Here is a 26,355-nt window from a genome sequence, read left to right on the forward strand (position 1 = left end):
CTAGGGGATCTCCGCCCGGGATTCCTGTTCGACGAATTCCCGGGGCCGTTCGTGGGCGGTCAGGGTGTGCAGGCGGGCCTGGTCGAGGGGTTCGTGGAGTTCGATGTACTCGCCGTGCGGGAGGCGCTTGATGATGCCCGTCTCGCGGCCGTGCGCCACCAGCTCCTTGTCGCGGAGTTGGAGGCCCAGGCAGATACGGCGGGTGAGGACGAAGACCGCCACCGGGAGTACGAAGACCGCGATGCGGATCGTCCAGGTCACCGTGTTGATGGACAGGTGCAGTTGGGTCGCCACGATGTCGTTGCCGCCGCCCGCCAGGAGGACCAGATAGAGGCTGATCCAGGCCGCGCCGAGGCCCGTGCGTACCGGGTGGTTGCGGGGGCGGTCCAGGAGGTGGTGTTCGCGCTTGTCGCCCGTGATCCAGGACTCCAGGAACGGGTAGATGCCGATCAGGACCAGGAGCAGAGGGAACACGACGATCGGGATCAGGACACCGAGGACCAGCGTGTGGCCCCACAGGTTGATCTCCCAGCCCGGCATCACCCGCACCAGGCCCTCCGCGAAGCCCAGGTACCAGTCGGGCTGGGCGCCCGTGGAGACCTGGTCGGCGCGGAACGGGCCGTACGCCCAGACCGGGTTGATCGTGGCGACCGCGGCCAGGAGGGTGAGGGTGCCGAAGACCAGGAAGAAGAAGCCGCCCGCCTTGGCCAGGTACACCGGCATGAACGGGGCGCCGACGACGTTGCGTTCGGTGCGGCCGGGGCCCGCGAACTGGGTGTGCTTGTGGTAGACGACCAGCAGGACATGGGCGACCACCAGGGCCGCCATGATGCCCGGCAGGATCAGGATGTGCAGCGAGTAGAAGCGCGCCACGATGTCGTCACCGGGGAACTCGCCGCCGAACACGAACATGGAGAGGTACGTCCCCACGATCGGGACGGCCAGCAGCGCGCCGTTGACGAACCTGAGCCCGGTGCCGGACAGCAGATCGTCCGGGAGCGAGTAGCCGAACAGTCCCTCGAAAAGTCCGAGGAACAGCAGCAGCCAGCCGAACAGCCAGTTGACCTCACGGGGTTTGCGGTACGACCCGGTGAAGAAGTGCCGCATCATGTGCGTGAGCATCCCGGCGATGAACACCAGCGCCGCCCAGTGATGCAGCTGCCGGATGAGCAGTCCGCCGCGCACGTCGAAGCTGATGTCGAGGGTGGAGGCGTACGCCTCCGACATGCGCACCCCGTTGAGCGGGACATAACTGCCCTGGTACGTCACCTCGTTCATCGACGGATGGAAGAACAGGGTCAGCCAGACCCCGGTCAGGATCAGCACCACGAAGCTGTACAGGCAGATCTCGCCGAGCAGGAACGACCAGTGGTCCGGGAACACCTTGCGCAGGTACTTGCGGCCCAGCGTATGGATGCCGAGGCGGCCGTCGAACCAGTCGGCGGTGCGCTCGCCCTTCGAGGGGCCGGGAGTCCTGGAGGCCTGCGTCACGCCTCCTCCTCTTCCTCGCCCCGTTCGACATGCGTGAGCTTGTCGGGGTTGCTGACGATGTAGACGCCCGAGATCCGGTCGCCCTCCGGGGTGAGGTCCATGACCATCACCGCGAACGGTGAGTCGCCCTGGAACAGCACCGCCGCGTCGTCGCCGTTGACGCGCCGGTAGCGCAGCTCCAGTTCGCCCACGCCCTGCCGGGCGGCGTGCCCGGTGAGCAGCCGGACCACCTTGTCCCGGCCGTGCACCGGGCGCAGCCCCGACGGCTTGCGGTTGCCGCCGCCGTCCGACCACACCGTGACGTCCGGCGCGAGGATCTCCATCAGCGCGGCGATGTCCCCGCCGAGCGCGGCCCTGACGAACCGCTCCGTCGCCTCCCGCCGTACCCGTGGATGCGCCTGGTACAGCGGCCGCCGCGCATGCACATGGGCGCGGGCGCGCCGGGCCAACTGCCGTACCGCCGCCGGGGTGCGGTCCAGGATGTCCGCGATCTCGGTGTGCGGATAGCCGAACACCTCGTTCAGGACGAACACCGCGCGCTCCAGCGGAGTCAGCGACTCCAGTACCACCAGCAGCGCCAGTGACACGGACTCGGTGCGCAGGGCCGGGTCGTCCGCGCCGTCGTCGGACGCGACCAGTGGCTCGGGCAGCCACGGTCCGACGTATGTCTCCTGGCGGCGGCTGATCGCGGCGCGTCGGCGCAGGGCGTGGTTGACGGCGACGCGGACGAGATACGCCCGGGGGTTCTCCACCCCGTCGAGCGGGGCGCCGCCGCCCCGGGCGGTCCAGGACAGCCAGGTCTCCTGGAGGACGTCCTCGGTGTCGGCGACGCTGCCCAGCACGTTGTAGACGACGCCGAACAGTAGCTCGCGATGGGCGACGAAGACGCCGGTCGCCTGGTCCAGCCGGTCGGCGGTCTCGGGATCAAGCCGGTCTTCGGTCTCGGGAAGTGATATCTCGGACATACGGGGGCCTCCGCAGCGGTGCGCTCACCACTGGGAGGCCTCGAGGGGGCCGGTTTGTGACATCGACGGGGGGTAATGTGACCCAGATCTCACGCGGCGTCGTGAAAGACGATCCCCAGCGCGTGCCGGCGGCCCGAGCGGACCGTGCTCACCCCGTGCCGCATCGCCCCCGCCGACCAGCCGCGCTTGGTGCGCACCGGGCGCTCACGGGTCGTGAAGACCAGCCCGTGGCCCTGTCGCAGCACGGTCGAGGTGCCCCGGGACTGGGCGCGCGGCCGCTGCTCCACCATCAGGAACTCGCCGCCGGTGTAGTCGGTGCCGTACTCGTCGAGGCCCACGACGACCTGGAGCGGGAAGACCAGGTCGCCGAAGACGTCCCGGTGAAGGGCGTTCCAGTCGCCCTCCGTGTAGCGCAGCAGGATCTGTGCCGAGCGGTCCTGGCCCGCCGTACGGCAGCGCTCCAGCCACTCGGACAGGGAGTCCGGCCAGGGTGCCGGGCGGCCGAGGCGGGCGGCCCAGTCGCGGGCGATCGGCAGCAGACGCGGGTAGAGCGCGGCGCGCAGGGCGGCGACCGGGGCCGGCAGTTCGTGGGTGAAGTAGCGGTACTCGCCCGAGCCGAAGCGGTGGCGTGCCATGTCGACGGTGGTCCGGAAGAGCTCCGGCTTCTCGTAGAGCGCGGCCAGGTCCCGGCACTCCGCGGGCGTCAGTAGCGGTGCCGTGAGCGCGCTGCCGTGCACGTCCAGCTCGGCGGCGAGCGCGTCCCAGTCGGTGGCGGCGATCCGGCAGCGGGCGGTGTCGGCGGTGAGGGGCATGAGTCTGTCGTCCTTCCTTCTCCCTCCGAGTTTGTGTCCCTGCTCGCCCGCCGACCGGCGGTATTCGGACGGCGTCCCCAGGTACCGTTACAGACCCCATCTGACCTGGCCGTATTTACGGGTAAGTACCCGCGCGGTACCGTGAGGTCATGCCAGCTCTCAACGTGGAGTTCAGCGACCGCGAACTTGAGGATCTGCGGCAGATCGCCAAGGAGCGCGGTACGTCGATGAAGGCGCTCGTACGGGAGGCGGCGGCGGCCGACATCGCCCGGCACCGGGCGCTCCAGGAGGGCGCGGAGGCCTTCCGCCGGTTCTTCGCCTCGCACGCCGACGAGTTCGCGGAAGCGTTCCCGGACGACGAACCACCCGCCAAGGGCGAGGGGCGGGCGGCCTGAGTGATGGCCCCCGTCATCCACATCGACGTGCCCTGGCTGCTCCAGCGGCACGAGGAGGTCCTGCCGGACCAGCCCACGATCAACGACTTCTCGGCGCTCGTGGCCGCCGTAGCCCGGCACCGCGTCGACCCGCCGCGCCTCGGCGTGAACTCCGACCCGGCCTGGCGGGCCGCCGCGCTGCTGCACACCATCGCCCTGCTCAAGCCGCTGCCCGCGGCCAACGCCCGGTTCGCCTGCGCCTCGGCCGTGGCGTACATGTTCGTCAGCGGTGTCGGCATCGATCCGCCGTACGGCGCCCTCGTCGACCTCGCCCGGGATCTGATCGACGGCAAGACCGATGTGTTCGGCGCCGCGGACCGGCTGCGGTCCTGGCAGATCTGAGGCTCTTGAGGCCGCGCGGATCCCGGGCTTTGGGGCCGCCGGCCGGGCCCGCCCCCCTCGGGGCCGCCGACCGAGGGCGGGAGGAACGGGGTCGGCGGCCCTTTCGCACAGGAGAGCCGTCCTGCGCGGGGCCTTCCGAGGGGCCGGTTCCAGTGCACCGCTCGCGCGTCCGCGCCGGGAGCGTGCGTGGCGCTCCGGCGCGGGTGCGTGATTCACACGGGGCGCGGGGCAAAGCCGAAAGTCGGTGCGGGTGACGGGAGTTGCCGTCGTTTCTGACTTTCTTTCAAAGGTGCGGATGTTGCCCGAGTGCCTTGTTGGTCGTGAGTGTTTTGTGCGAGGGTTAAGTGCCCGTGCGGGGGGTAAAAGCCGGGTCGCATTCGTACCGATGGGGGATCGGGCTCGGATGAGGTTTGGTGAATTCACGCTCCCCGCGCTCTTCTCTGCGCGTGGGAAGGAATCCGCTCAGTGCCCACCCCCCACCCCCCTCGCCCCCCTTACCCGCCGCCCGTCGGCGTCCCCGAGGAATCGGACGACGGCCTCGCCGCCCGCCTCAGAGGCAGACCGGACGGCGAGACAACCCATACGGTCGCCCTGTTGATGGCGCGACACTGGCAACCCGCCCAGGAATACGCGGTGATCTGCCTCGCCTCCCGCGCGGAGATCGCCGCCATGGTCACCTCCGCCGCCTTCCATCAGGTCCTCGACCGGCTGGCGCTGGGCGAACCTGCCACGGCGCTGCGCCCCCGACTGCTGGTCGCCGTACGGGACACGGTCCGGGTGTGGGCGGCCGAGGAGCGAATATCGGCCGTCCTGCCGGATCTCCGGAAACCGGCCGGCGGTCGCGGTATGCGTGCCGCGAAGTCCATGACTGCGGAAAATCGCAAGTTGGCCGGACGTTCATTCAACGCCCTTCCCGGACTTGCCCGGTGTCTGCTGTGGCACACCGAGGTGGAGGCGGAAGCGATAACCGTGCCCGCCTCACTGCTGGGCATGGATACCGACACCGCGTCGGTCGCAATCGAACAGGCGCGTGAAAAATTCCGCGAAGGCTGTGTACTCGCCCATCGAGAACTCGCCCCGACGAAGGATTGCCGCTTCTACAACCGCCTCCTCGACGTCCCCATTCGCCGCGGTGGAGCCCTGCTGCCGGACGTCCAGCAGCATCTGTCGGAGTGCCGTTACTGTCGTTCGGCCGCCGAACAACTGAGCCATTTCGAGGGCGCTTTGGGCACCCTGCTCGCCGAATCCGTCCTCGGCTGGGGCGCCCGCCGCTATCTGGAGTCCCGCCCGGGCCGTACCCAGCAGAGCCCGCACCCCCGCGGTTCGGCCCGGCACGGCCGCGGACGCCGACGCCTCCTGCCCCGTATCCCCGCGCAAGTGCGCCGGGTGACGGAGGGGCCTCGTCCGTCCCGGGTGCTGTTCACCGGGGTGGGCATCGCCTCGGCGGGGCTGCTCGCGTCGGTCCTCGCGGCCGGTGTCTGGTCCGACGACGACGGCTCCAGCCCGGCCGCCTCCGCGACGAACGGCGGCACCGGCGCCGAGGCCCCGCCCACGGTGTCCACCGCACCCCCGGGCACTGCCCAACTCCCCGTCCCGCCACGGCAGACCCGGCTGCGCAACGCCGAAGCCGACCTGTGCCTGGACATCCGCGACGAGCCCGAGGCCGGCGCCGGAACCGAGCTCGCGGCCTGCTCGGCGGCGGACACCCAGCAGTGGTCGTACGAGGAGGACGGGCTGTTGCGCAGTGCCGCGGAGCCCGAGCTCTGCCTGGACTCGCATGTGGACGCGGGGGTCGTCGTCCTCGGGCGGTGCGCCGACGAGGACGACGACCGGGCCGACGATGTGCGTTACGACCTCACCGTGCAGGGCGAGTTGCTGCCCCGCTGGGACGAGCAGCTCGCCCTCACCTCGACCAACGGCGAAGCGGGCGCTGACATCGTAGTCAAGGTCCGTAACGGCTCCGACGACCAGCGCTGGCTGGCGGATCCGGGGGAGTCGGCGAACCCGGGTTCGCTGTCGGTGGCCGCGCCGTCGGCCCGCGCTGACTGACCACGTCGCGCGGCTCCTTGCCCGACAGGAACCCGGTCACGTTCTCCACCGCGGCCAGCGCGATACGGACCAGGGTCTCGCGGGTGACGCCGCCGGCGTGCGGGGAGAGCACCACATTCGGGGCCCGCAGCAACCGCAGGGCCGGGGTGGGAGGTTCGGGATCGAAGACGTCGATGCCCGCCCCGGCCAGGGCGCGCTTCTCCAGGGCGTCCGCGAGGGCGTCCTGGTCGATCAGGGCGCCCCGCGCGGTGTTCACCACGAACGCCGTCGGCTTCAGCAGCGCCAGCCGGCCGGCATCGAGGAGGTGCCGGGTGTCGTCGGTGAGCGGGGCGTGCAGGGAGACGTAGTCCGCGGTGCGCAGCAGGTCGTCGAGCGGGACATGGCGGGCGCCGCCGAGTCGCTCCTCCACCTCGGGGGAGACCCGGTTGCGTCCGGCGTAGACGACGGTCATGTCGAAGGCGACCGCGCGGCGGGCGACTTCGCGGCCGATCTGGCCGAGGCCCACGATGCCGAGTGTCTTGCCGGACAGTTCGGTGAGGGAGCTCTGCAGACGGGGCAGCGCCCAGTCGCCCTCGACGAGCGCGGTGTGGGCGGGGATCAGCTGCTTGGCGAGGGCGAGCATGAGGGCGAAGGTCTGCTCGGCGACGTTCTGCGCCTCCGCGCCGCTGGAGCCGATGTTGCACACCTGCACGCCCCGGTCGCGGGCGGCCGTCAGATCGACGTAGTCGAAGCCGTGGCTCGCGCACTGCACCAGCTTCAACTCCGGTGCCGCGGCGAGGTGTTCGGCGGTCACGGGGCCGAGCCCCGTGATGATCACATGCGCGGCGCGCAGGGCGGCCGGGTCCTCGTCCGCCGTCTCGACGACGGTGACGTTCGCCTCGGCGGGGAAGAGGGTGGCGAGTCCCGCTCCCACGTTGCGGCCGCCGACATGCGGGGCGATGACGGCGAGGACGTTCATGCGGACTCCTCCACGAGGTCGGCCGGGCTCAGGGTGGCGGGGCCCGCGTGCCCGGACAGGGCGAGGGTGAGGTCGAGTTCGGCGAGCAGACACCGGATGACGTGCTCGACACCCGCCTGTCCGTCGAGCCCGAGCCCGTACACGTACGGCCGTCCGACCAGCACCGCCCGCGCGCCGAGAGCGAGCGCCTTGAAGATGTCGTCGCCGGTGCGGATCCCGCTGTCGAAGAGGACGGTGAGCCGGTCGCCGACCGCCTCCACGACCCGGGGCAGCGCGTCGGCCGCGGCGAGCGAACCGGCCACTTGGCGCCCGCCGTGGTTGGAGACGACGACCCCGTCCATGCCCGCGTCGGCCGCCGCACGCGCGTCGTCCGGATGCAGGATGCCCTTCAGTACGATCGGGCCGTCCCAGTTCTCCCGCAGGAACGCCAGGTCCGGCCAGGTCTTGCCGGGGTCGGCGAACATCCCCACGAAATGCATCACGGCGGCGTTCGGGTCCTCGTGCACCGGCTTGGCGAGGCCCGCCTGGAAGGCCGGGTCGGTGAAGTAGTTGGCGGTGCCCACACCGTGCAGGAACGGCAGATACGCCTGGTCCAGATCGCGGGGCCGCCACGCCAGCAACGGGGTGTCCAGAGTGACCACCAGGGCGGTGTACCCCGCCGCCTTCGCCCGGTTCAGGAAACTCCGGGCCACCTCCGGGTCCCTCGGCCAGTACAGCTGGAACCAGCGCTCGGCGTCCCCCATCGCCTCGGCGACCTGCTCCAGGGGGGTGCTGGACGCCGAGGACATGATGAACGGCACGCCCTGGGCGGCGGCGGCGCGGGCGGCGGCCGATTCGGCATCCGGATGCATGATCGACAGCACGCCGACCGGGGCCAGCGCCAGCGGCGCGGGCAGGGCGCGGCCCAACACCTCGACGGACAGATCCCGTTCGTGTACGTCCCGCAGCATGCGCGGCACGATCCGGTGCCGCTTCAGGGCGGTCCGGTTGGCGCGGGCGGTGCTGCCGTCCCCGGCGCTCCCGGCGACATAACCGACCGGACCCGGGCCGAGGCGCTGCTCGGTCAGCTCCTCCAGCCGGGTCAGATCGGTGGGCAGCCGGGGTACAGCACCCGTCATGCCGTTCAGGTAGATCTCGTACTGGAAATCCGCCCAGTGCTTGGCCATGTCGTACATCCCGCCTCTCGTCGCTGAGAACGCGCAGTACGCAGACCATACCGACCAGTAGGGAGGGGTGGTCAGGTGGCCGACGCCTCCAGGATCGCGGCGAGTTCGCGCGGGCGCGAGAACATCGGCCAGTGCCCGGTGTCGAGGTTCACCAGGTTCCAGCGCTCGCTCTTGAGCAGCTCGGCCGCCGCGCCCCAGGGCTCCTCGCCGTCCAGGAGGCACTTGACGTAGGTGCCGGCCAGTTCGCCGAACGGCCGGGACAGGACGGCCGGTTCGGTGAGCGTGGCGCCGGGGTGCGAGGTGGCACCGGCGACGAACTTCGCCACCTGGTCGTCCGTCAGCCCCTGGCCGGTGAACTCGGCCGGGTCCGGGCACGGCCAGAAGCCGTCGTGCGCGGCGATGGCCTCCCGCACGGGGTCGCTCGGCCAACCGGACAGGAACGACTCGCCGTCGACCGGGACGTTGGCGTCGACGAGCACCACCCGCCCCAGCCGCTCACCGACCCGCTCCGCCGCCTGCCCCACCGGCACCCCCGCGTAGCTGTGCCCCACGAGGACGACATCCCGCAGATCCAGCCGCTCGACCTCGACGACGATGTCCTGGACATGAGTCTGCTGCCCGGCGGGCTCGCCCTGTTTCTCGGCGAGGCCCGACAGCGAAAGCGGATGGACGTCATGCCCGGCGGCCCGCAGCTCCGCCGCCACCTCGTCCCACGCCCACGCCCCGAGCCACGCACCTGCCACCAGTACGAAATGAGTCATGCCCGCAACGTAACCGACGGGTCCGACAACGGCCCCTCGGTGCCGGGCCCGGTGATCGGCGGCACCGGGGCCTCGACCGTACGGGCCAGCCGCGCGCCCTCCGGCCCGTAGACCGCCCGGGGTTCGGGGAACAGCCGCAGCAGGGTCAGGAACAGGACGGCTGCCACGGCCATGGACAGCGGCAGGCTGATGTCGACGCCGTTCGCGAGGTCGCCGAGCGGGCCGACGAACTGGCCGGGGATGTTGGTGAAGAGCACGCCGAGCAGCGCGGAGACCCACCAGGCGGTCATGCCGCGCCAGTTCCAGCCGTGCGCGAACCAGTAACGGCCGCCGCGCTGACGGCGGTTGAAGACCTGGAGGGCGTCCGGGTCGTACCAGCCGCGCCGGGTCCAGAAGCCCAGCATCATCACGACCATCCATGGAGTGGTGCAGGTGATGATCATCGTGGCGAAGGTGGAGATCGACTGCACCAGGTTCAGGCCGAACCGCCCGATGAAGATGAACGCGATGGCCAACACGCCGACCAGTACCGTCGCCTGCACCCGGGACAGCCGCGGGAAGACCGAGGAGAAGTCGAGCCCGGTGCCGTACAGCGCGGTCGTCCCCGTCGACATGCCGCCGATCAGCGCGATCAGGCACACCGGCAGGAAGAACCAGCCCGGCGAGATGGCGAGCAGTCCGCCGACGAAGTCGGGGGCGGCCGGATCGACGTACTCGGGCGCCTTGTTGGCGATGATGCTCGCGGTCCCCAGACCGAACACGAAGGGCAGCAGGGTCGCGATCTGCGACAGGAACGCGGCGCCGACCACCTTGCGGCGCGGGGTGCTCGCCGGGATGTAGCGCGACCAGTCGCCGAGGAACGCCCCGAACGACACCGGGTTGGACAGCACGATCAGGGCGGCGCCGATGAAGGACGGCCAGAACAGCGACTGCGTCTCGGCGTCGGCGGAGTCGGTGAACACGCCCGCGTACGAGGGGTCGAAGTCGCCGGCGAAGGCCACCGCGCCGAGCACGAACAGCACGCTCGCCGAGATCACCGCGACCTTGTTGACGAACAGCATGAACCGGAAGCCGTACACGCACACCGCGAGGACGAGACCGGCGAACAGCGCGTAGGCGACGACGTACGACAGATTGCCGCGACTGAGGCCGAAGAGCCGGTGCGCGCCGCCGACCAGGGCGTCGCCGGAGCTCCACACCGAGATCGAGAAGAAGGCGACCGCGGTCAGCAGGGAGAGGAACGAGCCGACCACGCGGCCGTGCACACCGAGGTGCGCGGAGGAGGAGACGGCGTTGTTGGTGCCGTTGACCGGGCCGAACACGGCCATCGGGCACAGGATCAGCGCGCCCGCGACGACCCCGAGGAGGGTGGCGGCCAGGCCCTGCCAGAAGGAGAGCCCGAACAGGATCGGGAAGGCGCCGAGGACGCAGGTGGAGAAGGTGTTGGCGCCACCGAAGGCGAGCCGGAACAGGTCCAGCGGGCCGGCGGTGCGGTCGGCGTCGGGGATGCGGTCGACGCCGTGGGTCTCGACCTCGGTGAGGGACGGGGGAGTCGGGGACAAAGGGGGCTCCAGCGGCGGGGGCGGGCGGTGGAGCGCGGGGTGACGCGGCGGCGGGGGAAGGGACGGCCGTTCGCCGGCGCGGGGGTGTGCGCGGCGGAGGGAGGCCGTCCCTCAGGGGTCTGCCGACCGTACGGCCATGGTCAAGAGCCGGGCCAGGTGACGGTTCATCCATCTTTCGCTTCGCCAGTGGATGAATCCTCCACCGTCGACGAGTCGGGACCCTGTGCCCGCACCCGCTGGACATGTTCCAGGGACTCGCGCAGTTCGGTGAGCCAGTCGTCGGTGTGCTGCTGGACCAGCCGTACGCACCAGGCCAGGGCCTCGCTGCGGCTGCGCGCCACCCCGCCGGCGATCAGGGTGTCGAGCACCTGGCGCTCGGGCTGGCGCAGCCGGGTCATCACGGGCGCGGCGACATGCGTGAACAGGGCGCGCTCGGCGCCGCACTCCACACCCCAGGAGACCTTGCGGGCGAACTTGTGCTCGGCCTCGCGGGCCACTGCCATCCGGGCCTCCCGGGTGCGCTCGCGGAACTCCTGGACGCGTCCTTGCACGGCCGCGTCCCGCTCGGCGTCCGAGGCGTCCTCGGCGAGCCGGGGTTCGGGGATGCGGCCGATCACCGTGATCTCCTCGCGGTCGACCGTGACCTCGGTCAGCTGCTCGAAGAGATCGTCGGGCAGGCGGCCGGCGAACCAGCCGCGCAGCTTCTCTCGCTGCTCTGTCGTAATCATGTAATGACGATTACTCCGCTCGAACATGAACACAAGGGGTCGCGGAGAGATCGGCCGAGAGCGGAATCGGAATGTTTCAGGCCTATTAAGGAGCACATGTAATTCGGCCACTTGGCTGCTTCGGGCGATCAAGATCCGCCCGCCCAGGGGGTTGGAACGTTCGAATTCCGTTACTTCACGCCACTGATTCAACACGCAAGGTTACTGAAACTCGTGGGGTCGATGTGTGTTCCGGCGGCGGACTCGGCAGACTCGCGCTCGCTGGTTCCGGCCCGATCGGGCGGGAGCCGGCACACCCCCGTTTCGAGCGGAAGGATGCACACAATGCGGAACACCGCGCGCTGGGCAGCGACCATCGGTCTGACGGCAGCCGCCGTCTGCGGCCCCCTCGCCGGAGCCGCCCCCGCGGCCCCCGGCAACGCGCCCGCCTCGCTCTACGCCCCCTCCGCGCTCGTGCTCACCGTGGCGCACGGTGAGAGCGCGGCGCTCGCCGCACCGGAGCGCGCCGTCACCCTCGTCTGCGCCCCCGCGCCCTCCGGCACGCACCCGGCGGCCGGCCCGGCCTGCGCCGAACTGCGTGCCGCTCAAGGGGACTTCGACGCCCTCGCGAGCGACGACGACATGCTGTGCACCAGGGAGTACGACCCCGTCGTCGTCACGGTCGACGGCGTCTGGCGGGGCGAGCGCGTCTCCTATGAGCGGACCTACTCCAACGAGTGCGTGAAGAGCTCCCTCGGAGCGAGCGTCTTCGCGTTCTGAGGGCCGGGATCGCACGGCTCCCGTGCACATGTGCAGCGGCTCGTAGCTGGGGAGTGCGAGTCCTGTCTCGGGACCTTGTGATCTCGTACCGAGGGCCGGCCGGGCGGAGTGGGGCCGCCCGGCCGGCACCTCGGATTCAGAGCCTTGTGTCAGCTCTTGGCGACCGGCTTGAGCACCACGAAGTCCGCGCCCGCCGGGTCCACGCACACGGCGAGGCGGCCGACGTCCTCGGCGTCCATCGGGCCCATCTGCACACTGCCGCCGTTCTCGGTGACCTTGGCGACCGCGGCGTCGCAGTCCTCGACGTCGAAGACCGGGTGCCAGTACGGCTTGCCCCCCGTCAGGGCGAGGTCCTCCTTGGACAGGGGCATGATGCCGCCCTGCATCCGCTCCTCGGGCAGCCCCGCCGGGGTGATCAGGGTGTACGCGCCACCGCCGCCCGGCAGTTCCATGTCGCTGTACGACCAGCCGAAGACATCGCCGTAGAACTTCTTCGCGCCCTCGGCGTCGGTCGTGTAAAGCTCGGTCCACGACAGCGAACCCGGCGCGTCCACCAGCTCCACGCCGCCGTTGGTGCCGGGCTGCCAGACGGCGAACTGGCCGCCCAGCGGATCGCTGAACTGGGCCATGCGGCCCCACTCGTCGAGGTCCATGGGGGCGACGCGCACGGTGCCGCCCGCCTTTTCGACCGCTTGGGTCGTGGCGTCCGCGTCGGCGACGTTGTAGTAGATCATCCAGGCCGAGCGCGCACCCTCCTCGGTGAGCTTGCCGAGCCCGGCGACGATCTTGCCGTCCCTGCGGAACATCCCGCCTTCCATGTCCTCGCCGCCCTCCATGGCCTCGTACTGCCAGCCGAGCACGGCGCCGTAGAACGCCGCGGCGGCCGGGAGGTCGGGGGCGCCGAGGTCGAGCCAACAGGGGACGCCGGGGACGGGGTCGGTGGTGATCATGTGCTTTCCCTTCGAAGGTCCGTGCATGTCAGCCTGGCACCGGCCCGTCCGTCGCGCAGGGCGACGCTTGGCCCGTACGGCCGACTCCTGACCCCTTAGACCGGACCCGCCCCCGAAACTCATCGCTGTTCGGCTCGGCATCCCCAACTGCGCTGTTCAGCTTGGCGCCCCCGCGACCCGCAACGGCACCGGATCGCGCGCGGGCTGCTCGTCGGCGACGCGAGCCACCTGCGCCCACCAGGACGCACCGTCCTCGATGTGCCGCAGCAGGACTCCCTCGCGGATCGCCCACGGGCAGACGGTGACCGTCCGCAGCCCGGTCAGCTTCATCACCGTGTGCCCCACCACCGCACCGGCCAGACTCTGCGCGGCCCGGGGCGCGGAGATACCGGGCAGCCGGGCGCGCTCGGCGGCGGTCAGCGCGGCCAGCCGGTCCGCGGCCTCGCGCAGGTCACGGCGGTGCAGCAGCCGCTCCACGAACGGGCCGTCGCGCCCCGGCGCCGCCCCGCACAAGCGGCCCAGCTGCTGGAAGGTCCGCGAGGTCGCCACCGCCGTACGCGGACCCTCCCAGCGGATCCGCGCCGCCACGTCCCGCAGTTGATGGCGCACCTTGCGGCGCAGCGCCCGCACCTGCTCGGCGGACGGCGGATCGTCGCCGTCGAAGAACTCATGGGTCAGCCGTCCCGCGCCGAGGGGTAACGAGGCCGCGAAGTCCGGCAGCCGGCCCCGGCCGAACGCCACCTCCAGTGATCCGCCGCCGATATCCAGCAGCGCGAGCGGCCCCGACCGCCAGCCCATCCACCGCCGCGCCCCGAGAAACGTCAACTCGGCCTCCAACTCACCCGGCAGGGTGCACAGATCCACCCCCGTCCGCGCCCGGATCGCGCACAGCACCTCGCGCCGGTTCGGGGCGGCCCGCACCACGGCCGTGGCGAAGGCCAGGGGTTCGGTCGCCCGCCACCGCGTCGCGGTCCTGCTCGCCTCGGTGACCGCCTCCACGAGCCGTTCGACGGCCTCTTCCGGAATCGCGTCCCCCGGTCTGACGTACTCGGACAGCCGCAGCCGCCACTTGGCGGTGTGCACCGGCAGCGGCACGCCGTCCTGGGCGTCCGCCACCACCAGCCGGACCGTGTTCGAGCCCACATCCACCACGCTGATTCGCATGGCGCCGTGAGTACCCCGTTTTTCGGAGTATCGAACGAGGGGCCGCCGTCTCCCTGCGGACGGCGGCCCCTCTTCGGCCAGGTGACAGGACGGTCACATGTGTACGACCGGTGCGGCGGAGGAGTCCTGCTCCGGCACCCCGCGCCGGAAGAGGAGGAACGCGATCACGGAACCGGCGGCGAACAGGCCCGCCGACCACCAGAAGGCGGTGGTGTAGCTCTCGATCGTGGCCTGCGCCTGCACCAGCTCGCTGGTGGCGTCCCGTCCGGTGAGGTAGTCCGTCGCGGCGCTCGCGGCAAGGGTGCTGAGCAGCGCCGTACCGATCGAACCGCCCACCTGCTGCATGGCGTTGACCGTCGCGGAGGCCACACCGGCGTCCTCGGCGGCCACCCCGCCGGTGGCCAGCTGCATGGCGGGCGGCATCACAAGGCCCAGGCCGAGGCCGATGACGATCAGCTGGGGCAGCACGGCCGTCGAATAGTCCGAGCCGACACCGATCCCGGTCAGCCAGGCCATGCCCCCGGCGGCGATCGCGAAGCCCAGCGGCAGCACGGCCTTCGGCCCGATCCGCGGCACCAGGACCGTGGTGCCGACCTGCGCCGTCACCATGAGCGCGGCGACCATCGGCAGGAAGGCGACACCGGTCTTCGTCGGGCTGAAGCCGAGGTTGAGCTGGAGGTAGTAGGTCAGGAAGAGGAACACGCCGAACATGCCCGCGCCGGAGATGAGCACCGCGAGGAAGGAGGCCGCGCGGTCGCGGTCGAGCAGGATCCGCAGCGGCAGCAGCGGGTGCGCGGCCCGGGTCTGCCACCAGGCGAAGGCGGCCAGCAGCACTCCGCCCGCGAGCAGGAAGCCCCAGGTCAGGGGGGAGCCCCAGTCGTGGCTCTCGGCGTTGGAGAAGCCGTAGACCACGGCGAACAGACCGGCGGCGACCAGGATCGTGCCCGGCACGTCGAGCTTGGAGTTGGTGGCGTCGCGGTGGTTGGACAGCAGCAGCCAGCCACCGGCCAGGGCGACCAGGGCGATCGGCACATTGACGTACAGCGTCCAGCGCCAGTCCAGCGCGTCGGTCAGCACCCCGCCGAGCAGCAGGCCCACCGCGCCGCCGGCCCCGGCGATGGCGCCGTACACGCTGAACGCCTTGGCGCGCTCCCGGGCGTCGGTGAACGTGGTGTTGAGCAGCGAGAGTGCGGCCGGTGCGAGCAGCGCGCCGAAGACACCCTGCAGGGCGCGCGCGACGACCAGCATCTCGAAGCTGGTGGCGGCGCCGCCGAGCGCGGAGGCGGCGGCAAAGCCGAGGACCCCGATCAGGAAGGCGGGCTTACGGCCGAACAGATCGGCTATCCGGCCGCCGAGCAGCAACAGGGAGGCGAACGCCAGCGCGTACGCGGTGACGATCCACTGCCGGCTGCCGTCGGAGAAGCCGAGGTCGGCCTGGGCCGACGGCAGGGCGATGTTCACGATGGTGGCGTCCAGCACCACCATGAGCTGCGCCAGGGCGACGATCGCGAGGATCCACCAACGCTTCGCCGAGGCGGCGGCCGGCTGTTCGGCCGCACGCACCGGTGCGCTGTCGGTCACAGTCTTCTGGGACATGGGGAAACCACTCCAGGGAAAGTCGTTCGGACGATACCCGGTCCTGAACGAAACGGTTTCGTACACATCGAGACTAGAACAGTTTCATCGAAACGGCAACGTTTCGCTTGGGAAGGAGAGCGCAGGTGCGCACCGAGGTGTTCGAGGTGGATGGGGCAGGGCTCTACTGCGAGCTGCGGGGGAGTGGCCCGGCGCTGCTGATGATCAGCGGTGCGCGCGGGGACGCCGGGTACTACACGGGGGTCGCGGAGGAGCTGGCGGACGCCTTCACGGTCATCACCTACGACCGGCGCGGGAACTCGCGCAGCACGGGCCGGTCCGGTGCGCCGATGGACCTCGCCGAGCAGGCGGCCGACGCTCGCGCGCTGATCGAGGGCCTGGCGGGCGGACGGGCGCTGGTCTTCGGCAACAGCGGCGGCGCGATCATCGGCCTCACGCTGGCCGCGCGGCACCCGGAGGTGATGGCGGGCCTGATCGCCCATGAGCCACCCGCCGTGAACGTCCTGCCCGACGGCGACCCCGAGCGGGGCTTCTTCGCCGAACTGGCCTCCCGCTACGCCGAGGGCGGAGCACCGGCGGCCGGCCGCCGCTTCGGCGAGACGGTACGCGGCGAGGGCAGCTACCGCTGGCCGGACGACCTGTGGCGCCGCTTCCTCGGCAACCAGGACCACCTGTTCGGCACCGAATGGCCCGGCTTCGCCGCGTTCCTGCCCGACGAGACCGCCCTGAAGTCGACCCCGTTCCCGATCGTCCTCGGCGCCGGCGCGGAGGACCGGGGCACGTACTACGCCCGCCCGTCGATCGAGATCGCCCACCGCATCGGTGCGCCCTGGGCGGAGTTCCCGGGCATCCACCTGGAGTTCCTGCGTGACGCGTCCCGCTTCGCGGCGGCCGTGCGCGCGCTGGCGACCCAGATGCACAGCGGGGGCGGGCAGGTGCCCCCGCAGTGGTCGGCGGGGACCGACGGTCAGGCCATCTGACGCCGTACCAGCTCGTGCAGCCGTCCGCCGGTGTCCGCCAGGAGCTGGGCGGGCGGCCCCTGCTGCGCCACCTTCCCGTCCTCCATCACGATCACCCGATCCGCGTCCAGGACGGTCGACAGCCGATGCGCGATCACGATCCGCGTGGCGTTCAGGGCCTTCGTGCTCTCGATCACCGTCCGCTGTGTCTCGTTGTCCAGCGCGCTCGTCGCCTCGTCGAAGAAGAGGATCCGAGGCCGCCGGATCAACGCCTGGGCGATCATCAGGCGTTGGCGCTGGCCACCGGAGATCGCGCCGCTGCCCGAGACGATCGTGTGCAGGCCCATCGGCATCCGCTTGATGTCCTCGGCGAGGCCCGCCATCTCCGCCGCCGCCATCGCCTCTTCCGGCGTGTACGGCTCCGTGCCGCAGATGACGTCCAGGATGGAGCCGGTGAACGGCTGCGCGTGCTGGAGGACGACCCCGCACTGGCGGCGTACGGCGGACTGGTCGAGGGCGGCCAGGTCCTGGCCGTCGTACAGGACACTGCCCGAGACCGGTTTGTCGAAGCCGATCAGCAGGCGCAGCAGTGTCGACTTGCCGCAGCCGCTCGGGCCGACGATCGCCACGAACTCGCCCGGGCGGACGGAGAAGGAGACGTCGTCCAGGACCAGGGGACCGTCGTCGGAGTAGCGGAAGGACAGCCGGCGGGCCTCGATCGCGCCCGTGAGCGGGCCCGGGCGGGTGCTCGCCGTGCGGACCTCCGGGGTCGCGTCCAGTACCGGCTTGATCTCCTCGAACAGCGGCAGCGCGGCCACCGCCGAGACGAACGCGCCGGTGATCTGGGTGACGGAGGTCAGCAGCATCGTCACCGAGGTGTTGAAGGTCAGGAACGCCGCCGCCGACATCGAGCCGCGCGCCGGGCCCGCCAGCAGCATGAACATCAGCAGGGTGCACAGCGGCAGATACACCGCGCCCAGCACCGTGGTGAGGTTCTTGATCCGGCCGACCTTCTGCTGGAGCTCCCGGCTGCGGGCGAACTGCGCGGCCCAGGCGGCGTACGCGTAGTTCTCGGCCGCCGCCACCCGTAGCTTGGGCAGTCCGCGCAGGGTCTGGAAGGCCTGGTTGTTCAGCTTGTTGCCCAGCACGACGAGACGCCGCTGCCAGCGCACCTGCCACAGACCAAGTCCCAGGAACACCGCGGCGATGACCACCAGCATGCCGATCGCCGCGAGCGCCATCGGGACGCTGTACCAGAGCAGCAGGCCCAGGTTCATCGCGCCGACCGTGACCGACTGGGCGACCGTGGGGCCGACTCCGGCCAGCAGTCGGCGGATCGCGCTGATGCCCATCGCCGCGCTCGCCAGCTCGCCGGTCGAGCGCTCGGTGAAGAACTTCGTCGGCAGCCTGAGCAGCCGGTCCCAGACGGCCGGTTGGAGGGTCGACTCGATACGGCCCTCAAGGCGCAGGATGGTCAGGTTCTGCAGCAGCATGAAGGCCGCCGCCACCACACCGCTGACCATCACCGCCAGACACACCTGGACGATCAGGCCGGTCTGCGCCTTCGGTACGAACTGGCCGAGCACCTTGCCCGTCGCGATCGGCACCAGTGCTCCGATCGCGACCGTCACCAGACCGCTCAGCAGCAGGTTCGTCAGATCGCCGCCGGTGCCGCGCATGGTGAACCGCAGCAGCCGCAGCGGGCTGAGCGCACGGTCGGGCAGTGGCCGGTAGAACATCACCGCGCGCGGCTCGAACTCCTCCGCGTTGGCCTTCTCGATCGGCGTCTCCCGGCCCGTCGCGGGGTGTACGGCGACATATCCGCCGCGCCGCCACAGCAGGGCGACCGGTGCCCCGGACAGGGCCCGATGGCCCACCAGCGGGCCGACGTTGTCCCGCCACCAGCGGCCGTCGAGCCGCACGGCCCGGGTGCGGACGCGGGAGGCGATGGCCACCCGTTCGACCGGGTCGAGACGGTCGCTCTCGGTGCCGCTCTGCGCGGGCTCGGCCAGGGCGATCCCGGCTGCCTCGGCGACGAGCTTGCAGGCCGCGTAGCTGGCGTCCGCGTCGGCGGCCGTCGTGCGCTGGTCGCTCCGCTTGCCGATGGACGCCAGCAGCGTCCGGTCGGCCTGGGCGCGCACCGCCTCACCGGCCCTGATGCCCTCCGCGGTGCGCGTCTCGTGGGTGCGCTCCAACTGCTCGATCCAGCGGTCCAGGGTGGTCAGCAGGCGGTACTGCTGGTCCACCATGGACTGCCAGACCGCCGGGTCCATCAGCAGGTCGGCGGCGGCTTCCTGGCCGTACAGGGAGCCGTACTGGACGCTGCCCGGCGGGACCTGCATCCAGAAGACGTCGTCGTCGGTGATCTCGGCGGCCCGTTCGGTGGCCATCGGTGCCTGGAAGAGGATGGACAGGCTGCGGCCGACGCCGAGGGCGAGGGCGTACTCCAGCGGGCTCGTCGTCGGCGGGACGTACTGCGGGTTGCCGTACTCGTCGTAGGACCAGGTCTGGGTGTTGGCGGGCTGGTACAGCTCGCGCAGCCCGATGCGGTGCACGACGCAGTCGCGCAACGGGCGTGCCACCAGGGTGTGTTGCGGTCCCGCGACCGGGCCGAGCAGGAGTGAGCCCGCCTCCAGGCGGCCCAAGTGGTGCCAGTGGCCCTGCTGTTCGGCGTCGACCGCGAACAGGTCCACGGCCCCGGACGCGACCAGCCACAGCACCTGCGGGCCTTCGAGGTCGAGGCGGTTGAACCCGGCGCAGTCGATCCGGCTGCCCATCGAACCGAGCGCGTTCAGGACGAGATCGCCCTCGTGTACGGAGGTCATCTCACCGCTCCCTGACCAGCGTCGCGTACGCGCCGCCGCGCGCGACGAGGTCCTCGTGCCGGCCGCGCTCCACGATCGTTCCGTGTTCGAGTACGACGATCTCGTCGCTGTCGCGCACGGTGCTCAGCCGGTGCGCGATGACCACACAGGCGCAGCCGCGCTTGCGCAGGTTGTCCATCACGACCAGTTCCGTCTCGGCGTCCAGCGCGCTCGTCACCTCGTCGAGGACGAGGATGCTGGGCCGCCGCACCAACGCCCTCGCGATCTCCAGGCGTTGGCGCTGACCGCCGGAGAAGTTACGGCCGTCCTGCTCGACCCGGCTGTGGATGCCACCTGGGCGGCGCGTCACCATGTCGTACAGGGCCGCGTCCCGCAGCGCCTCGATCACTGCCTCGTCCGGGATGGACGGGTCCCACAGCGCCACGTTGTCGCGGACGGTGCCCTCGAAGAGGAACACCTCCTGGTCGACGAAGGAGACGGAGGCCGCGAGGGCGCCGCGCGGGATGTCGTCCAGACGCTGCCCGTCGATACGGATCACGCCCTCCCAGGGCGTGTACAGACCCGAGATCATCCGGGACACGGTGGACTTCCCGCTGCCCGAGCCGCCGACCAGGGCGACCTGCTGACCCGGGCCGACGGTGAGGTCGAAGCCGGTCAACAGGGGCTTGTCCAGCGGGTTGTAGCCGAAGGTGATGTTCTGCAGCTCCACATGCCCATGCAGCCGGCGCGTGGAGTCGGCGCCGCCCGGGCGGTCGTAGAGCGGGTCCGCCTGGAAGTTCTCCACGTCCTTCAGCCGGGCCACGTCGGCCGCGAAGTCCTGGATGCGGCCCGCGACGCCGTTGAGGCGGGTCAGCGGGGCGGTGAAACGGGTGACCAGGGCCTGGAAGGCGACCAGCAGGCCCACGGATATATGGCCCTCGACCGCGCGCATACCGCCGATCCACAGGATCAGCGCGCTGTTCAGCGTCGCCAGCGTCGGCGCGACCACGCCCAGCCATGCACTCGGCACCCCGAGGCGCTGCTGCTCCTCCAGGGTGGTGGCGTGCTGTCCGGCCCACTTGCGGAAGTAGCCGTCCTCGCCGCCGGTCGCCTTCATCGTCTCGATCAACTGAAGGCCGGTGTAGGCGGTGTTGGTGAGCCGGGCGCTGTCCGCGCGCAGCTTCGCCGTACGGGTGGCGCGCAGCCGGATCACCACCCGCATCGCCACGATGTTCAACAGGGCGACCCCGATGCCCACGGCGGTGAGCTGCGGGTCGTAGGTGTACAGCAGGAGGGCGTACAGGATGACGACCACCGCGTCCACGCCCGCCGCCGCGAGATCGCGGGCCAGGGTTTCGGCCACCGCGTCGTTGGACTGCAGGCGCTGCACCAGGTCGGCCGGACTGCGCTGGGAGAAGAAGGTCACCGGCAGCCGCAGCAGATGGCGCAGGAAGCGGGCGCTGGAGAGGGTGGAGGAGATGATCCGGCCGCGCAGCAGGTTCGCCTGCTGCAGCCAGGTCAGCACCACCGTGAGCAGGACGGACGCCCCCATCGACGCGAACAGCACGCCGAGCAGGGAGGTCTGGCCGCCGATGAGGAACATGTCGATGTAGGTGCGGCTGAGCGCGGGCACCGCCGCACCGACCACGACCAGCAGCAGGCTCGCCAGGACCGCGGCGGGCATCGTGCCCGCGGTGCCGCGCAGCCGGGCCGGCATGGCGCCGAGGACACCCGGCTTGCGGCCGCCCTTGCTGAAGCCCTCGCCGGGCTCCATCACCAGCACGACACCGGTGAAGCTGCCGTCGAAGTCCTCCATCGGTACAAAACGGCGGCCCTTGCCGGGGTCGTTGATGTACACCCCGCGGCGGCCGAAGCGGCGCCCCATGCCGTCGTAGACGACGTAGTGGTTGAACTCCCAGAAGAGCACGGCCGGGGTCTTCACTCCGGCGAGGGCGGCCGTGTCCATCTGCATGCCCTTGGCCGTGAGGCCGTAGCTGCGGGCGGCCTTGAGGAGGTTGCTGGCGCGCGAGCCGTCCCGGGAGACGCCGCAGGCGATGCGCAGCTCTTCCAGCGGCACGTGCTTGCCGTAGTGGCCGAGCACCATCGCGAGGGAGGCGGCGCCGCACTCCACGGCCTCCATCTGGAGCACGGTGGGCGTACGGACCGTCTTCGCCCTGCCCTTGGGTACGGGTCTCTTCGGCGGGGCGGCGCGACGGCGGCCCCGCGTGTCCTGGGCGGCGCTCACGGCAGCAGCCAATCGACGGGACGCTCATCGGCCAGCCGGACCGAGGCGTCGGCCATGGTCATCGAGGTGAGCGAGAACGGCGGCCCGTCGGCGGAGGACCACTTGTAACCGCTCTTCGTGCCTGCGGACTTGTCCAGCTTCACCAGTACGGCCACCGGCCTGCCGTCCTTCGTGAACTGCTCGCCGAGCTGGCTGTCGCCGAGGAAGGAGGTGATGGACTGCGCGGACTGGGCGCTGCGATCCACCGACTTCACATGACCGCGCAGTACGCCGTACTCCTGGGTGGGCACCGACTGGACGGTGAGGTCCACGGCGGCGTCGTCGGGGATGGAGGCCGCGTTCTCGGCGGGCACGTACACCGTCGCGTACAGCGGGTCCTTGGCGTGCGCCACCTTCTCCACGGCGGCCACGTTCGCGCCCGTGGAGATGATCTGCCCGATGGTGGCGGCGAGCGCGGTGACCCGGCCCGCGGCGACCGTGCGCACGACTGTGTCGCCCTCGGCCGTACGGACCTTCAGGACGGGGGAGTCGGCGGGCAGCCGCTCGCCCTGCTCGGCGAGGACCGCGGTGACCTGCCCGGCGACCGGGCTCTGCAGGATGTAACTGCCCTGCCCGTGCGTGAGGATCGCCGGTGCGCTGACCGTGGAGGTCACCGAACCGGTCACCGCCCACACGGAGGCCGCCGCCATGACGACGACCGTCACGGACAGCGTGAGCCAGCCCTGAGGACGGGCGAAACGCACCGGAAGATCGAGCTCCTCCGGCGACTGGAGCTTGGCGAGGGCCTGTTGGCGGAACTGCAAGGAACTTCCCTCACCTGTGCGGGAGAGCTGTTACGGCATACGGGAGCTCTATGGCACCCGAAGAGCCCCGGAGCCGGGGTACGGCTCCGGGACTCGACGTCACAAAAGGCGCGATCAGAGACCGGCGACCAGGCTCGTGACCGGCGCGGTGTTCAGGCCGGTGACACCCTCGACGGTGCCGACGGCCGTGTTGAGCAGGCCGGAAACCGGGGCGATGCCGTCCACCAGGCCGGTGACGGTGCCGAGGGCGTTCACGGAAAGGCCGCCGGAGACGTTGTCCAGCTCGGCGTCGGAGATCTCGACGGTCTCAACCTGGGGGGTGGAGTTCATGATGGAACTTCCCTTCGTATGGGTATTTCACAAGGGGGGGAGCGGCCCCCTCTGGGGACAGATGGACGGCCGCCAACCGCAGGCGCCCGGCGCCCGTTTCCGGGTGCCGTTGCGGCCCCCGCGGTGCGATGGATCAAAGCACGCTGCGGGTGCGCGCTTCCAATCAACCAACTGCCTCACCTGGGCACTTGAGCCTCAGAAGCGGTCATCCGTGCAGGCGTACGCACGGCTTGTCGGCGACTTCTTCACATGCGTCACGGCTTCGGCTCGTGCGCGCTCTTGCGGGGCGGAAGGCGAAAGCGACACTCCCGCCCCAATGGTGTAACTGGCGGTAGCGGGTTGTGTGGGGATGCGGTCGCCGGTGACTTGGTTGGGCATTCGATGTGCAGATTCGCTGAAGCCGGGATTCCGCTCGACGCCCGCAACTGACCGTTGTCGACCGGATGCGGTGCGTGTCGGCCCGGAATCAGCGCGTACTTCAGCCCAGAATCGCGTACACCGTGCTCGCCCGGGCCGCGATCTCGCCCGTCCCGCCGTCGGTCAGCGTGATGTCGGCGAACGCCATTCGGCGGCCCAGCTTGGTGACCACCGCCTCGATCAGGACATCCGAACCGGACACCGCGCGCTGGAAAGTGGTGGACTGCTGCACCGTCGTCATCGGCCCGTACGCCCCGCGCGCCGCCGACACGGCGATCACCGTCGCGGTGTCGGCCGCCGCCATCAGGGCCTGGCCCGACAGCGCCCCGCCCTCCCGTGCCAGCCGGTCCGACCAGGGCAGACGCAGAATCGCACGATGGTCGTCCAACCCCTCCACAGTGAGACCGAGTTCAAGGACCCAGGGGGCGAAATTGTCGGCGAGGATCTTGTCGGCTTCGGCGGTGGTCATCGTCATATGGGGGATTGTTCCCGGCCCCGGCCACCGGGACGTGGCCCTTGGCCGAATCGGCGTTTCGAGTGGGGCGCGCGCAAACGGAATTGAACGCCCCGAGTGACCCGTGCGTACCACTGGCCATCCAGGCGCCCTGAACAGCCGCCGCAGATACGGCGGCACGGACCCCGTCCCCCCAGGAGGTCGAGAAGGTTGAGTCACAAGCGAATGCCGAAGCGCAAGGCCGCGATAGCGGTGGGTGGCGTCGCGGCGCTCGGAGCGGCCGCGATTCTGCTGCCCAACGCCAACGCGTCCCAGGACGGCGCCTCGGACGACTCCGCAGCGCCCAGGACTCTGAAGGCGGCGGACGCCTCGGATCTCGCCTCACAGCTCGCCGGACTGCTCGGCGACGCCTTCGCCGGCTCGTACTACGACGCCGACAGCCAGCAGTTGGTCGTCAATGTCGTCCCCGGCGACAACAACAACATCATTGTCCAGGCCAAGAAGGCCGGCGCGACCGTCCGCGAGGTCGACAACAGCCTGGCCGAACTGGACTCCGGCGCGCAGACCCTGAAGTCCGAGGCGACCATCCCGGGCACCGCCTGGGCCGTCGACCCCCGGACGAACAAGATCCTGGTCACCGCCGACAGCACCGTCACCGGCGCCAAGTGGGACCAGCTGGAGTCGACCGTGGAGAGCCTCGGCTCCGGCATGGCGACCATCAAGAAGTCCGAGGGCACCTTCAAGACCTTCCTCTCCGGCGGCGACGCGATCTTCGCCGGTGGCGCCCGCTGCTCGGCCGGCTTCAACGTCACCGCGGGCGACGGCACCCCGGCCTTCCTGACGGCGGGTCACTGCGGGGTGGCCGCCGAGGCGTGGGCGGACGCCGAGGGCGGCGAGCCGATCGCCACCGTCGACCAGGCCACCTTCCCCGGTGAGGGCGACTTCGCGCTGGTCAAGTACGACGACCCGGCCACCGAGGCGCCGAGCGACGTCAACGTCGGCGGCGGCCAGACCGTGCAGATCAGCCAGGCCGCGGACGCCGAGGTGGGCCTTCAGGTCTTCCGGATGGGCAGCACGACCGGGTTGAGCGACGGCCAGGTCCTCGGTCTCGACGCCACGGTCAATTACCCCGAGGGCACCGTCACCGGGCTCATCCAGACCGACGTCTGCGCCGAGCCCGGCGACAGCGGCGGCGCGCTGTTCACCCAGGACGGCCTCGCGATCGGCCTGACCTCGGGCGGCAGCGGCGACTGCACGGTGGGCGGCGAGACCTTCTTCCAGCCGGTCACGACCGCGCTTGAAGCGGTCGGCGCGACCCTCGGCGCGGGTGACGCGGCGGGCGGCGCGGGTGCGGGCGAGGAGGCCGGCGCCGGCGAGGAGGCGGGCGCGGGCGAGGAAGCCGGTGTCGGCGAGGAAGTGGGCGCGGGCGAGGAGGCCGGTGTCGGCGAGGAGGCGGGCGCGGGCGAGGAGGCCGGTGTCGGCGAAGAGGCGGGTGTCGGCGAGGACGCCGGTGCCGGTGGAGCTGACGACTCCGGGCTGACCGAGACGCACTGACCCCCGTCACCGTACGAGCCCGGGTGGCCGGCCCTTCGGCGGGAGGGCCGGCCACCCGGATGTGACGTAATCCTTACGCCCACCCCCAAGGGACTGACGTGGACGTATCCGGCGGTGTGAACTCCTGATCGAGACGATCGTCGATCTTGCGATGGAGCACTCATGAGATGGATGCGTTACGTGATCGCCGTGGCCGCGGGCCTGGCCATCGCCTTACTCGGTGTTCCGGGCGCCGCGTGGGCCGCCACCCCCGAGGTCCCCGAGGCGCTGCGGATCTCCAACGGGCCCTACGAGGGCTTCCAGCAGTGCGGCGCGCAGACCCCGCCGACCTTCAGCACCACCAACAGTTTCGGCCCGCAGTTCGCGGCCTCGGTCCGGGGCGTGGAGCCCCAGCCCAACCTGGCCGGGACGCTGGAGCTCGCGCGTGCGGGCGGGCAGCCGCTGCACACCTACTCGGTCAACACGGGGCCGGTCGGGCACGTGTGGGCCATCCAGATTCCGACCAGCACCTTCAGTCCGGGTGACTACCAGTGGCGGATCCGCGCCGAGAACGGCGACGGCACCTCTGCCTGGTCCGCCTGGTGCGCGTTTACCGTGACCGGCCCGGCGGCCACGCCCACGGAGTTGACCTACAGCCCCGACGGCGGCGCGCACTGCCTCGATGTCAGCGGCGCGAGCAAGGAGAACGCCGCCAGGGTGCAACTGTGGGACTGCAACGGTTCCCTGGGGCAGACCTGGAGGATCACACCCGAGGGGACCCTGGTGAACCCGAACTCGGGCAAGTGCCTGGACGTGGCCAACGGGGCCACCGCCAACGGCACCAAAGTCCAGATCTACACGTGCAACGGCACCGACGCCCAGCAGTGGCGCTACGACACCCCCGGCCCGGCCGCCTTCACCAACCCCCGGTCCGGCAAGTGCTTGGACGTTCCCTACGCGAACTTCAGCAACGGCGTCCAGCTCCAGATCCACGAGTGCAACGGCACCAACGCCCAGCTCTGGAAGCAGCTCACCCCGGCCTGATCACGCGCGAACCCGGGTCCGCACGTCGT

Annotated in this window: 23 protein-coding genes; 7 read left to right on the forward strand and 16 right to left on the reverse strand. The window is 70.8% G+C overall.

Going from position 1 to position 26,355, the window contains the following annotated elements; genetic code table 11:
* From qcrB to OHT76_RS39895, 3 genes are all read right to left on the reverse strand, one after another.
* Complete coding sequence (gene qcrB, locus OHT76_RS39885) at positions 1 to 1,491, reverse strand: cytochrome bc1 complex cytochrome b subunit (protein ID WP_328875758.1); 1,491 nt, start codon at positions 1,489 to 1,491, stop codon at positions 1 to 3.
* Positions 1,488 to 2,456: an RNA polymerase sigma factor SigJ gene (sigJ, locus tag OHT76_RS39890; RefSeq protein ID WP_328875759.1), complete on the reverse strand. Its 969-nt coding sequence runs from the start codon at positions 2,454 to 2,456 to the stop codon at positions 1,488 to 1,490. The genes qcrB and sigJ overlap by 4 nt, the downstream gene beginning before the upstream one ends.
* Before the next feature lie 89 nt (positions 2,457 to 2,545).
* Complete coding sequence (locus OHT76_RS39895; protein WP_328875760.1) at positions 2,546 to 3,268, reverse strand: 2OG-Fe(II) oxygenase; 723 nt, start codon at positions 3,266 to 3,268, stop codon at positions 2,546 to 2,548.
* Between the two features lie 149 nt (positions 3,269 to 3,417).
* On the opposite strand from OHT76_RS39895, the gene OHT76_RS39900 reads away from it, so the two are divergent.
* The 3 genes from OHT76_RS39900 (at position 3,418) to OHT76_RS39910 (ending at position 6,093) form a co-directional block, all read left to right on the forward strand.
* The gene (locus OHT76_RS39900; protein ID WP_315883113.1) at positions 3,418 to 3,663 is read left to right on the forward strand and encodes a hypothetical protein; all 246 of its coding nucleotides are present in this window, start codon (positions 3,418 to 3,420) and stop codon (positions 3,661 to 3,663) included.
* 3 nt (positions 3,664 to 3,666) lie between these two features.
* The gene (locus tag OHT76_RS39905; RefSeq protein ID WP_328875761.1) at positions 3,667 to 4,044 is read left to right on the forward strand and encodes a toxin Doc; all 378 of its coding nucleotides are present in this window, start codon (positions 3,667 to 3,669) and stop codon (positions 4,042 to 4,044) included.
* Between the two features lie 465 nt (positions 4,045 to 4,509).
* A complete protein-coding gene (locus OHT76_RS39910) occupies positions 4,510 to 6,093 on the forward strand; it encodes an RICIN domain-containing protein (RefSeq protein WP_328875762.1) in 1,584 nt (527 codons plus the stop codon).
* On the opposite strand, the gene OHT76_RS39915 is transcribed toward OHT76_RS39910, so the two are convergent.
* The 5 genes from OHT76_RS39915 to OHT76_RS39935 all read right to left on the reverse strand — a co-directional run bounded on the left by OHT76_RS39915 (position 5,987) and on the right by OHT76_RS39935 (position 11,268).
* Positions 5,987 to 7,051, reverse strand: coding sequence for a 2-hydroxyacid dehydrogenase (locus OHT76_RS39915; RefSeq protein ID WP_328875763.1), 1,065 nt, complete (start codon positions 7,049 to 7,051; stop codon positions 5,987 to 5,989). The two genes, OHT76_RS39910 and OHT76_RS39915, sit on opposite strands and share 107 nt — an antisense overlap.
* Positions 7,048 to 8,217 carry a lactate 2-monooxygenase gene (locus tag OHT76_RS39920; protein WP_328875764.1) on the reverse strand — a complete coding sequence of 390 codons (1,170 nt, stop codon included), beginning with the start codon at positions 8,215 to 8,217 and terminating at the stop codon, positions 7,048 to 7,050. The genes OHT76_RS39915 and OHT76_RS39920 overlap by 4 nt, the downstream gene beginning before the upstream one ends.
* Before the next feature lie 71 nt (positions 8,218 to 8,288).
* On the reverse strand, positions 8,289 to 8,978 hold the full coding sequence (locus OHT76_RS39925; protein WP_328875765.1) for an alpha/beta fold hydrolase: 690 nt from the start codon (positions 8,976 to 8,978) through the stop codon (positions 8,289 to 8,291).
* Positions 8,975 to 10,540 carry a purine-cytosine permease family protein gene (locus OHT76_RS39930; RefSeq protein WP_328875766.1) on the reverse strand — a complete coding sequence of 522 codons (1,566 nt, stop codon included), beginning with the start codon at positions 10,538 to 10,540 and terminating at the stop codon, positions 8,975 to 8,977. The genes OHT76_RS39925 and OHT76_RS39930 overlap by 4 nt, the downstream gene beginning before the upstream one ends.
* Before the next feature lie 164 nt (positions 10,541 to 10,704).
* Positions 10,705 to 11,268 carry a hypothetical protein gene (locus OHT76_RS39935; protein ID WP_328875767.1) on the reverse strand — a complete coding sequence of 188 codons (564 nt, stop codon included), beginning with the start codon at positions 11,266 to 11,268 and terminating at the stop codon, positions 10,705 to 10,707.
* Positions 11,269 to 11,592: 324 nt separating this feature from the next.
* Here OHT76_RS39935 and OHT76_RS39940 point away from each other — a divergent pair, with 324 nt between their 5' ends.
* Positions 11,593 to 12,027 carry a protease inhibitor gene (locus OHT76_RS39940; RefSeq protein WP_328875768.1) on the forward strand — a complete coding sequence of 145 codons (435 nt, stop codon included), beginning with the start codon at positions 11,593 to 11,595 and terminating at the stop codon, positions 12,025 to 12,027.
* Positions 12,028 to 12,176: 149 nt separating this feature from the next.
* On the opposite strand, the gene OHT76_RS39945 is transcribed toward OHT76_RS39940, so the two are convergent.
* The 3 genes from OHT76_RS39945 to OHT76_RS39955 all read right to left on the reverse strand — a co-directional run bounded on the left by OHT76_RS39945 (position 12,177) and on the right by OHT76_RS39955 (position 15,737).
* The gene (locus OHT76_RS39945; protein ID WP_328875769.1) at positions 12,177 to 12,977 is read right to left on the reverse strand and encodes a VOC family protein; all 801 of its coding nucleotides are present in this window, start codon (positions 12,975 to 12,977) and stop codon (positions 12,177 to 12,179) included.
* Positions 12,978 to 13,133: 156 nt separating this feature from the next.
* Complete coding sequence (locus OHT76_RS39950) at positions 13,134 to 14,141, reverse strand: Ppx/GppA phosphatase family protein (protein WP_328875770.1); 1,008 nt, start codon at positions 14,139 to 14,141, stop codon at positions 13,134 to 13,136.
* Positions 14,142 to 14,234: 93 nt separating this feature from the next.
* Positions 14,235 to 15,737: an MFS transporter gene (locus tag OHT76_RS39955; RefSeq protein ID WP_328875771.1), complete on the reverse strand. Its 1,503-nt coding sequence runs from the start codon at positions 15,735 to 15,737 to the stop codon at positions 14,235 to 14,237.
* A 125-nt stretch (positions 15,738 to 15,862) separates the two neighbouring features.
* On the opposite strand from OHT76_RS39955, the gene OHT76_RS39960 reads away from it, so the two are divergent.
* Positions 15,863 to 16,717, forward strand: coding sequence for an alpha/beta fold hydrolase (locus tag OHT76_RS39960; RefSeq protein ID WP_328875772.1), 855 nt, complete (start codon positions 15,863 to 15,865; stop codon positions 16,715 to 16,717).
* On the opposite strand, the gene OHT76_RS39965 is transcribed toward OHT76_RS39960, so the two are convergent.
* The 5 genes from OHT76_RS39965 to OHT76_RS39985 form a co-directional block, all read right to left on the reverse strand.
* The gene (locus tag OHT76_RS39965; RefSeq protein WP_328875773.1) at positions 16,705 to 19,521 is read right to left on the reverse strand and encodes an NHLP bacteriocin export ABC transporter permease/ATPase subunit; all 2,817 of its coding nucleotides are present in this window, start codon (positions 19,519 to 19,521) and stop codon (positions 16,705 to 16,707) included. The genes OHT76_RS39960 and OHT76_RS39965 overlap by 13 nt on opposite strands.
* A 1-nt stretch (position 19,522) precedes the next feature.
* Positions 19,523 to 21,745 carry an NHLP family bacteriocin export ABC transporter peptidase/permease/ATPase subunit gene (locus OHT76_RS39970; protein WP_328875774.1) on the reverse strand — a complete coding sequence of 741 codons (2,223 nt, stop codon included), beginning with the start codon at positions 21,743 to 21,745 and terminating at the stop codon, positions 19,523 to 19,525.
* Positions 21,742 to 22,548, reverse strand: coding sequence for an HlyD family efflux transporter periplasmic adaptor subunit (locus OHT76_RS39975; protein WP_328875775.1), 807 nt, complete (start codon positions 22,546 to 22,548; stop codon positions 21,742 to 21,744). Before OHT76_RS39975 ends, OHT76_RS39970 begins: the two co-directional genes overlap by 4 nt.
* A 114-nt stretch (positions 22,549 to 22,662) precedes the next feature.
* A complete protein-coding gene (locus OHT76_RS39980; protein ID WP_328875776.1) occupies positions 22,663 to 22,878 on the reverse strand; it encodes a type A2 lantipeptide in 216 nt (71 codons plus the stop codon).
* A gap of 478 nt (positions 22,879 to 23,356) precedes the next feature.
* Positions 23,357 to 23,770: a PaaI family thioesterase gene (locus OHT76_RS39985; RefSeq protein ID WP_328875777.1), complete on the reverse strand. Its 414-nt coding sequence runs from the start codon at positions 23,768 to 23,770 to the stop codon at positions 23,357 to 23,359.
* A gap of 204 nt (positions 23,771 to 23,974) precedes the next feature.
* Between OHT76_RS39985 and OHT76_RS39990 the strand changes: the two genes are divergently transcribed.
* Both OHT76_RS39990 and OHT76_RS39995 read left to right on the forward strand, forming a co-directional pair.
* Positions 23,975 to 25,303, forward strand: a complete 1,329-nt coding sequence (locus tag OHT76_RS39990) for a S1 family peptidase (protein WP_328875778.1) — start codon at positions 23,975 to 23,977, stop codon at positions 25,301 to 25,303.
* A gap of 162 nt (positions 25,304 to 25,465) precedes the next feature.
* Complete coding sequence (locus OHT76_RS39995; RefSeq protein WP_328875779.1) at positions 25,466 to 26,326, forward strand: RICIN domain-containing protein; 861 nt, start codon at positions 25,466 to 25,468, stop codon at positions 26,324 to 26,326.
* The last annotated feature ends 29 nt before the right edge of the window (positions 26,327 to 26,355 follow it).

This window comes from Streptomyces sp. NBC_00287 (genome assembly GCF_036173105.1).
GTDB lineage: Bacteria > Actinomycetota > Actinomycetes > Streptomycetales > Streptomycetaceae > Streptomyces.

Excerpts from the sequence above, each read along its gene's own strand:
- sigJ (WP_328875759.1), bottom strand. The coding sequence starts at position 2,456 with ATGTCCGAGATATCACTTCCCGAGACCGAAGACCGGCTTGATCCCGAG.
- OHT76_RS39895 (WP_328875760.1), bottom strand. The coding sequence starts at position 3,268 with ATGCCCCTCACCGCCGACACCGCCCGCTGCCGGATCGCCGCCACCGAC.
- OHT76_RS39900 (WP_315883113.1), top strand. The coding sequence starts at position 3,418 with ATGCCAGCTCTCAACGTGGAGTTCAGCGACCGCGAACTTGAGGATCTG.
- OHT76_RS39905 (WP_328875761.1), top strand. The coding sequence starts at position 3,667 with ATGGCCCCCGTCATCCACATCGACGTGCCCTGGCTGCTCCAGCGGCAC.
- OHT76_RS39915 (WP_328875763.1), bottom strand. The coding sequence starts at position 7,051 with ATGAACGTCCTCGCCGTCATCGCCCCGCATGTCGGCGGCCGCAACGTG.
- OHT76_RS39920 (WP_328875764.1), bottom strand. The coding sequence starts at position 8,217 with ATGGCCAAGCACTGGGCGGATTTCCAGTACGAGATCTACCTGAACGGC.
- OHT76_RS39925 (WP_328875765.1), bottom strand. The coding sequence starts at position 8,978 with ATGACTCATTTCGTACTGGTGGCAGGTGCGTGGCTCGGGGCGTGGGCG.
- OHT76_RS39935 (WP_328875767.1), bottom strand. The coding sequence starts at position 11,268 with ATGATTACGACAGAGCAGCGAGAGAAGCTGCGCGGCTGGTTCGCCGGC.
- OHT76_RS39940 (WP_328875768.1), top strand. The coding sequence starts at position 11,593 with ATGCGGAACACCGCGCGCTGGGCAGCGACCATCGGTCTGACGGCAGCC.
- OHT76_RS39945 (WP_328875769.1), bottom strand. The coding sequence starts at position 12,977 with ATGATCACCACCGACCCCGTCCCCGGCGTCCCCTGTTGGCTCGACCTC.
- OHT76_RS39950 (WP_328875770.1), bottom strand. The coding sequence starts at position 14,141 with ATGCGAATCAGCGTGGTGGATGTGGGCTCGAACACGGTCCGGCTGGTG.
- OHT76_RS39955 (WP_328875771.1), bottom strand. The coding sequence starts at position 15,737 with ATGTCCCAGAAGACTGTGACCGACAGCGCACCGGTGCGTGCGGCCGAA.
- OHT76_RS39965 (WP_328875773.1), bottom strand. The coding sequence starts at position 19,521 with ATGACCTCCGTACACGAGGGCGATCTCGTCCTGAACGCGCTCGGTTCG.
- OHT76_RS39980 (WP_328875776.1), bottom strand. The coding sequence starts at position 22,878 with ATGAACTCCACCCCCCAGGTTGAGACCGTCGAGATCTCCGACGCCGAG.
- OHT76_RS39985 (WP_328875777.1), bottom strand. The coding sequence starts at position 23,770 with ATGACGATGACCACCGCCGAAGCCGACAAGATCCTCGCCGACAATTTC.
- OHT76_RS39990 (WP_328875778.1), top strand. The coding sequence starts at position 23,975 with ATGCCGAAGCGCAAGGCCGCGATAGCGGTGGGTGGCGTCGCGGCGCTC.
- OHT76_RS39995 (WP_328875779.1), top strand. The coding sequence starts at position 25,466 with ATGAGATGGATGCGTTACGTGATCGCCGTGGCCGCGGGCCTGGCCATC.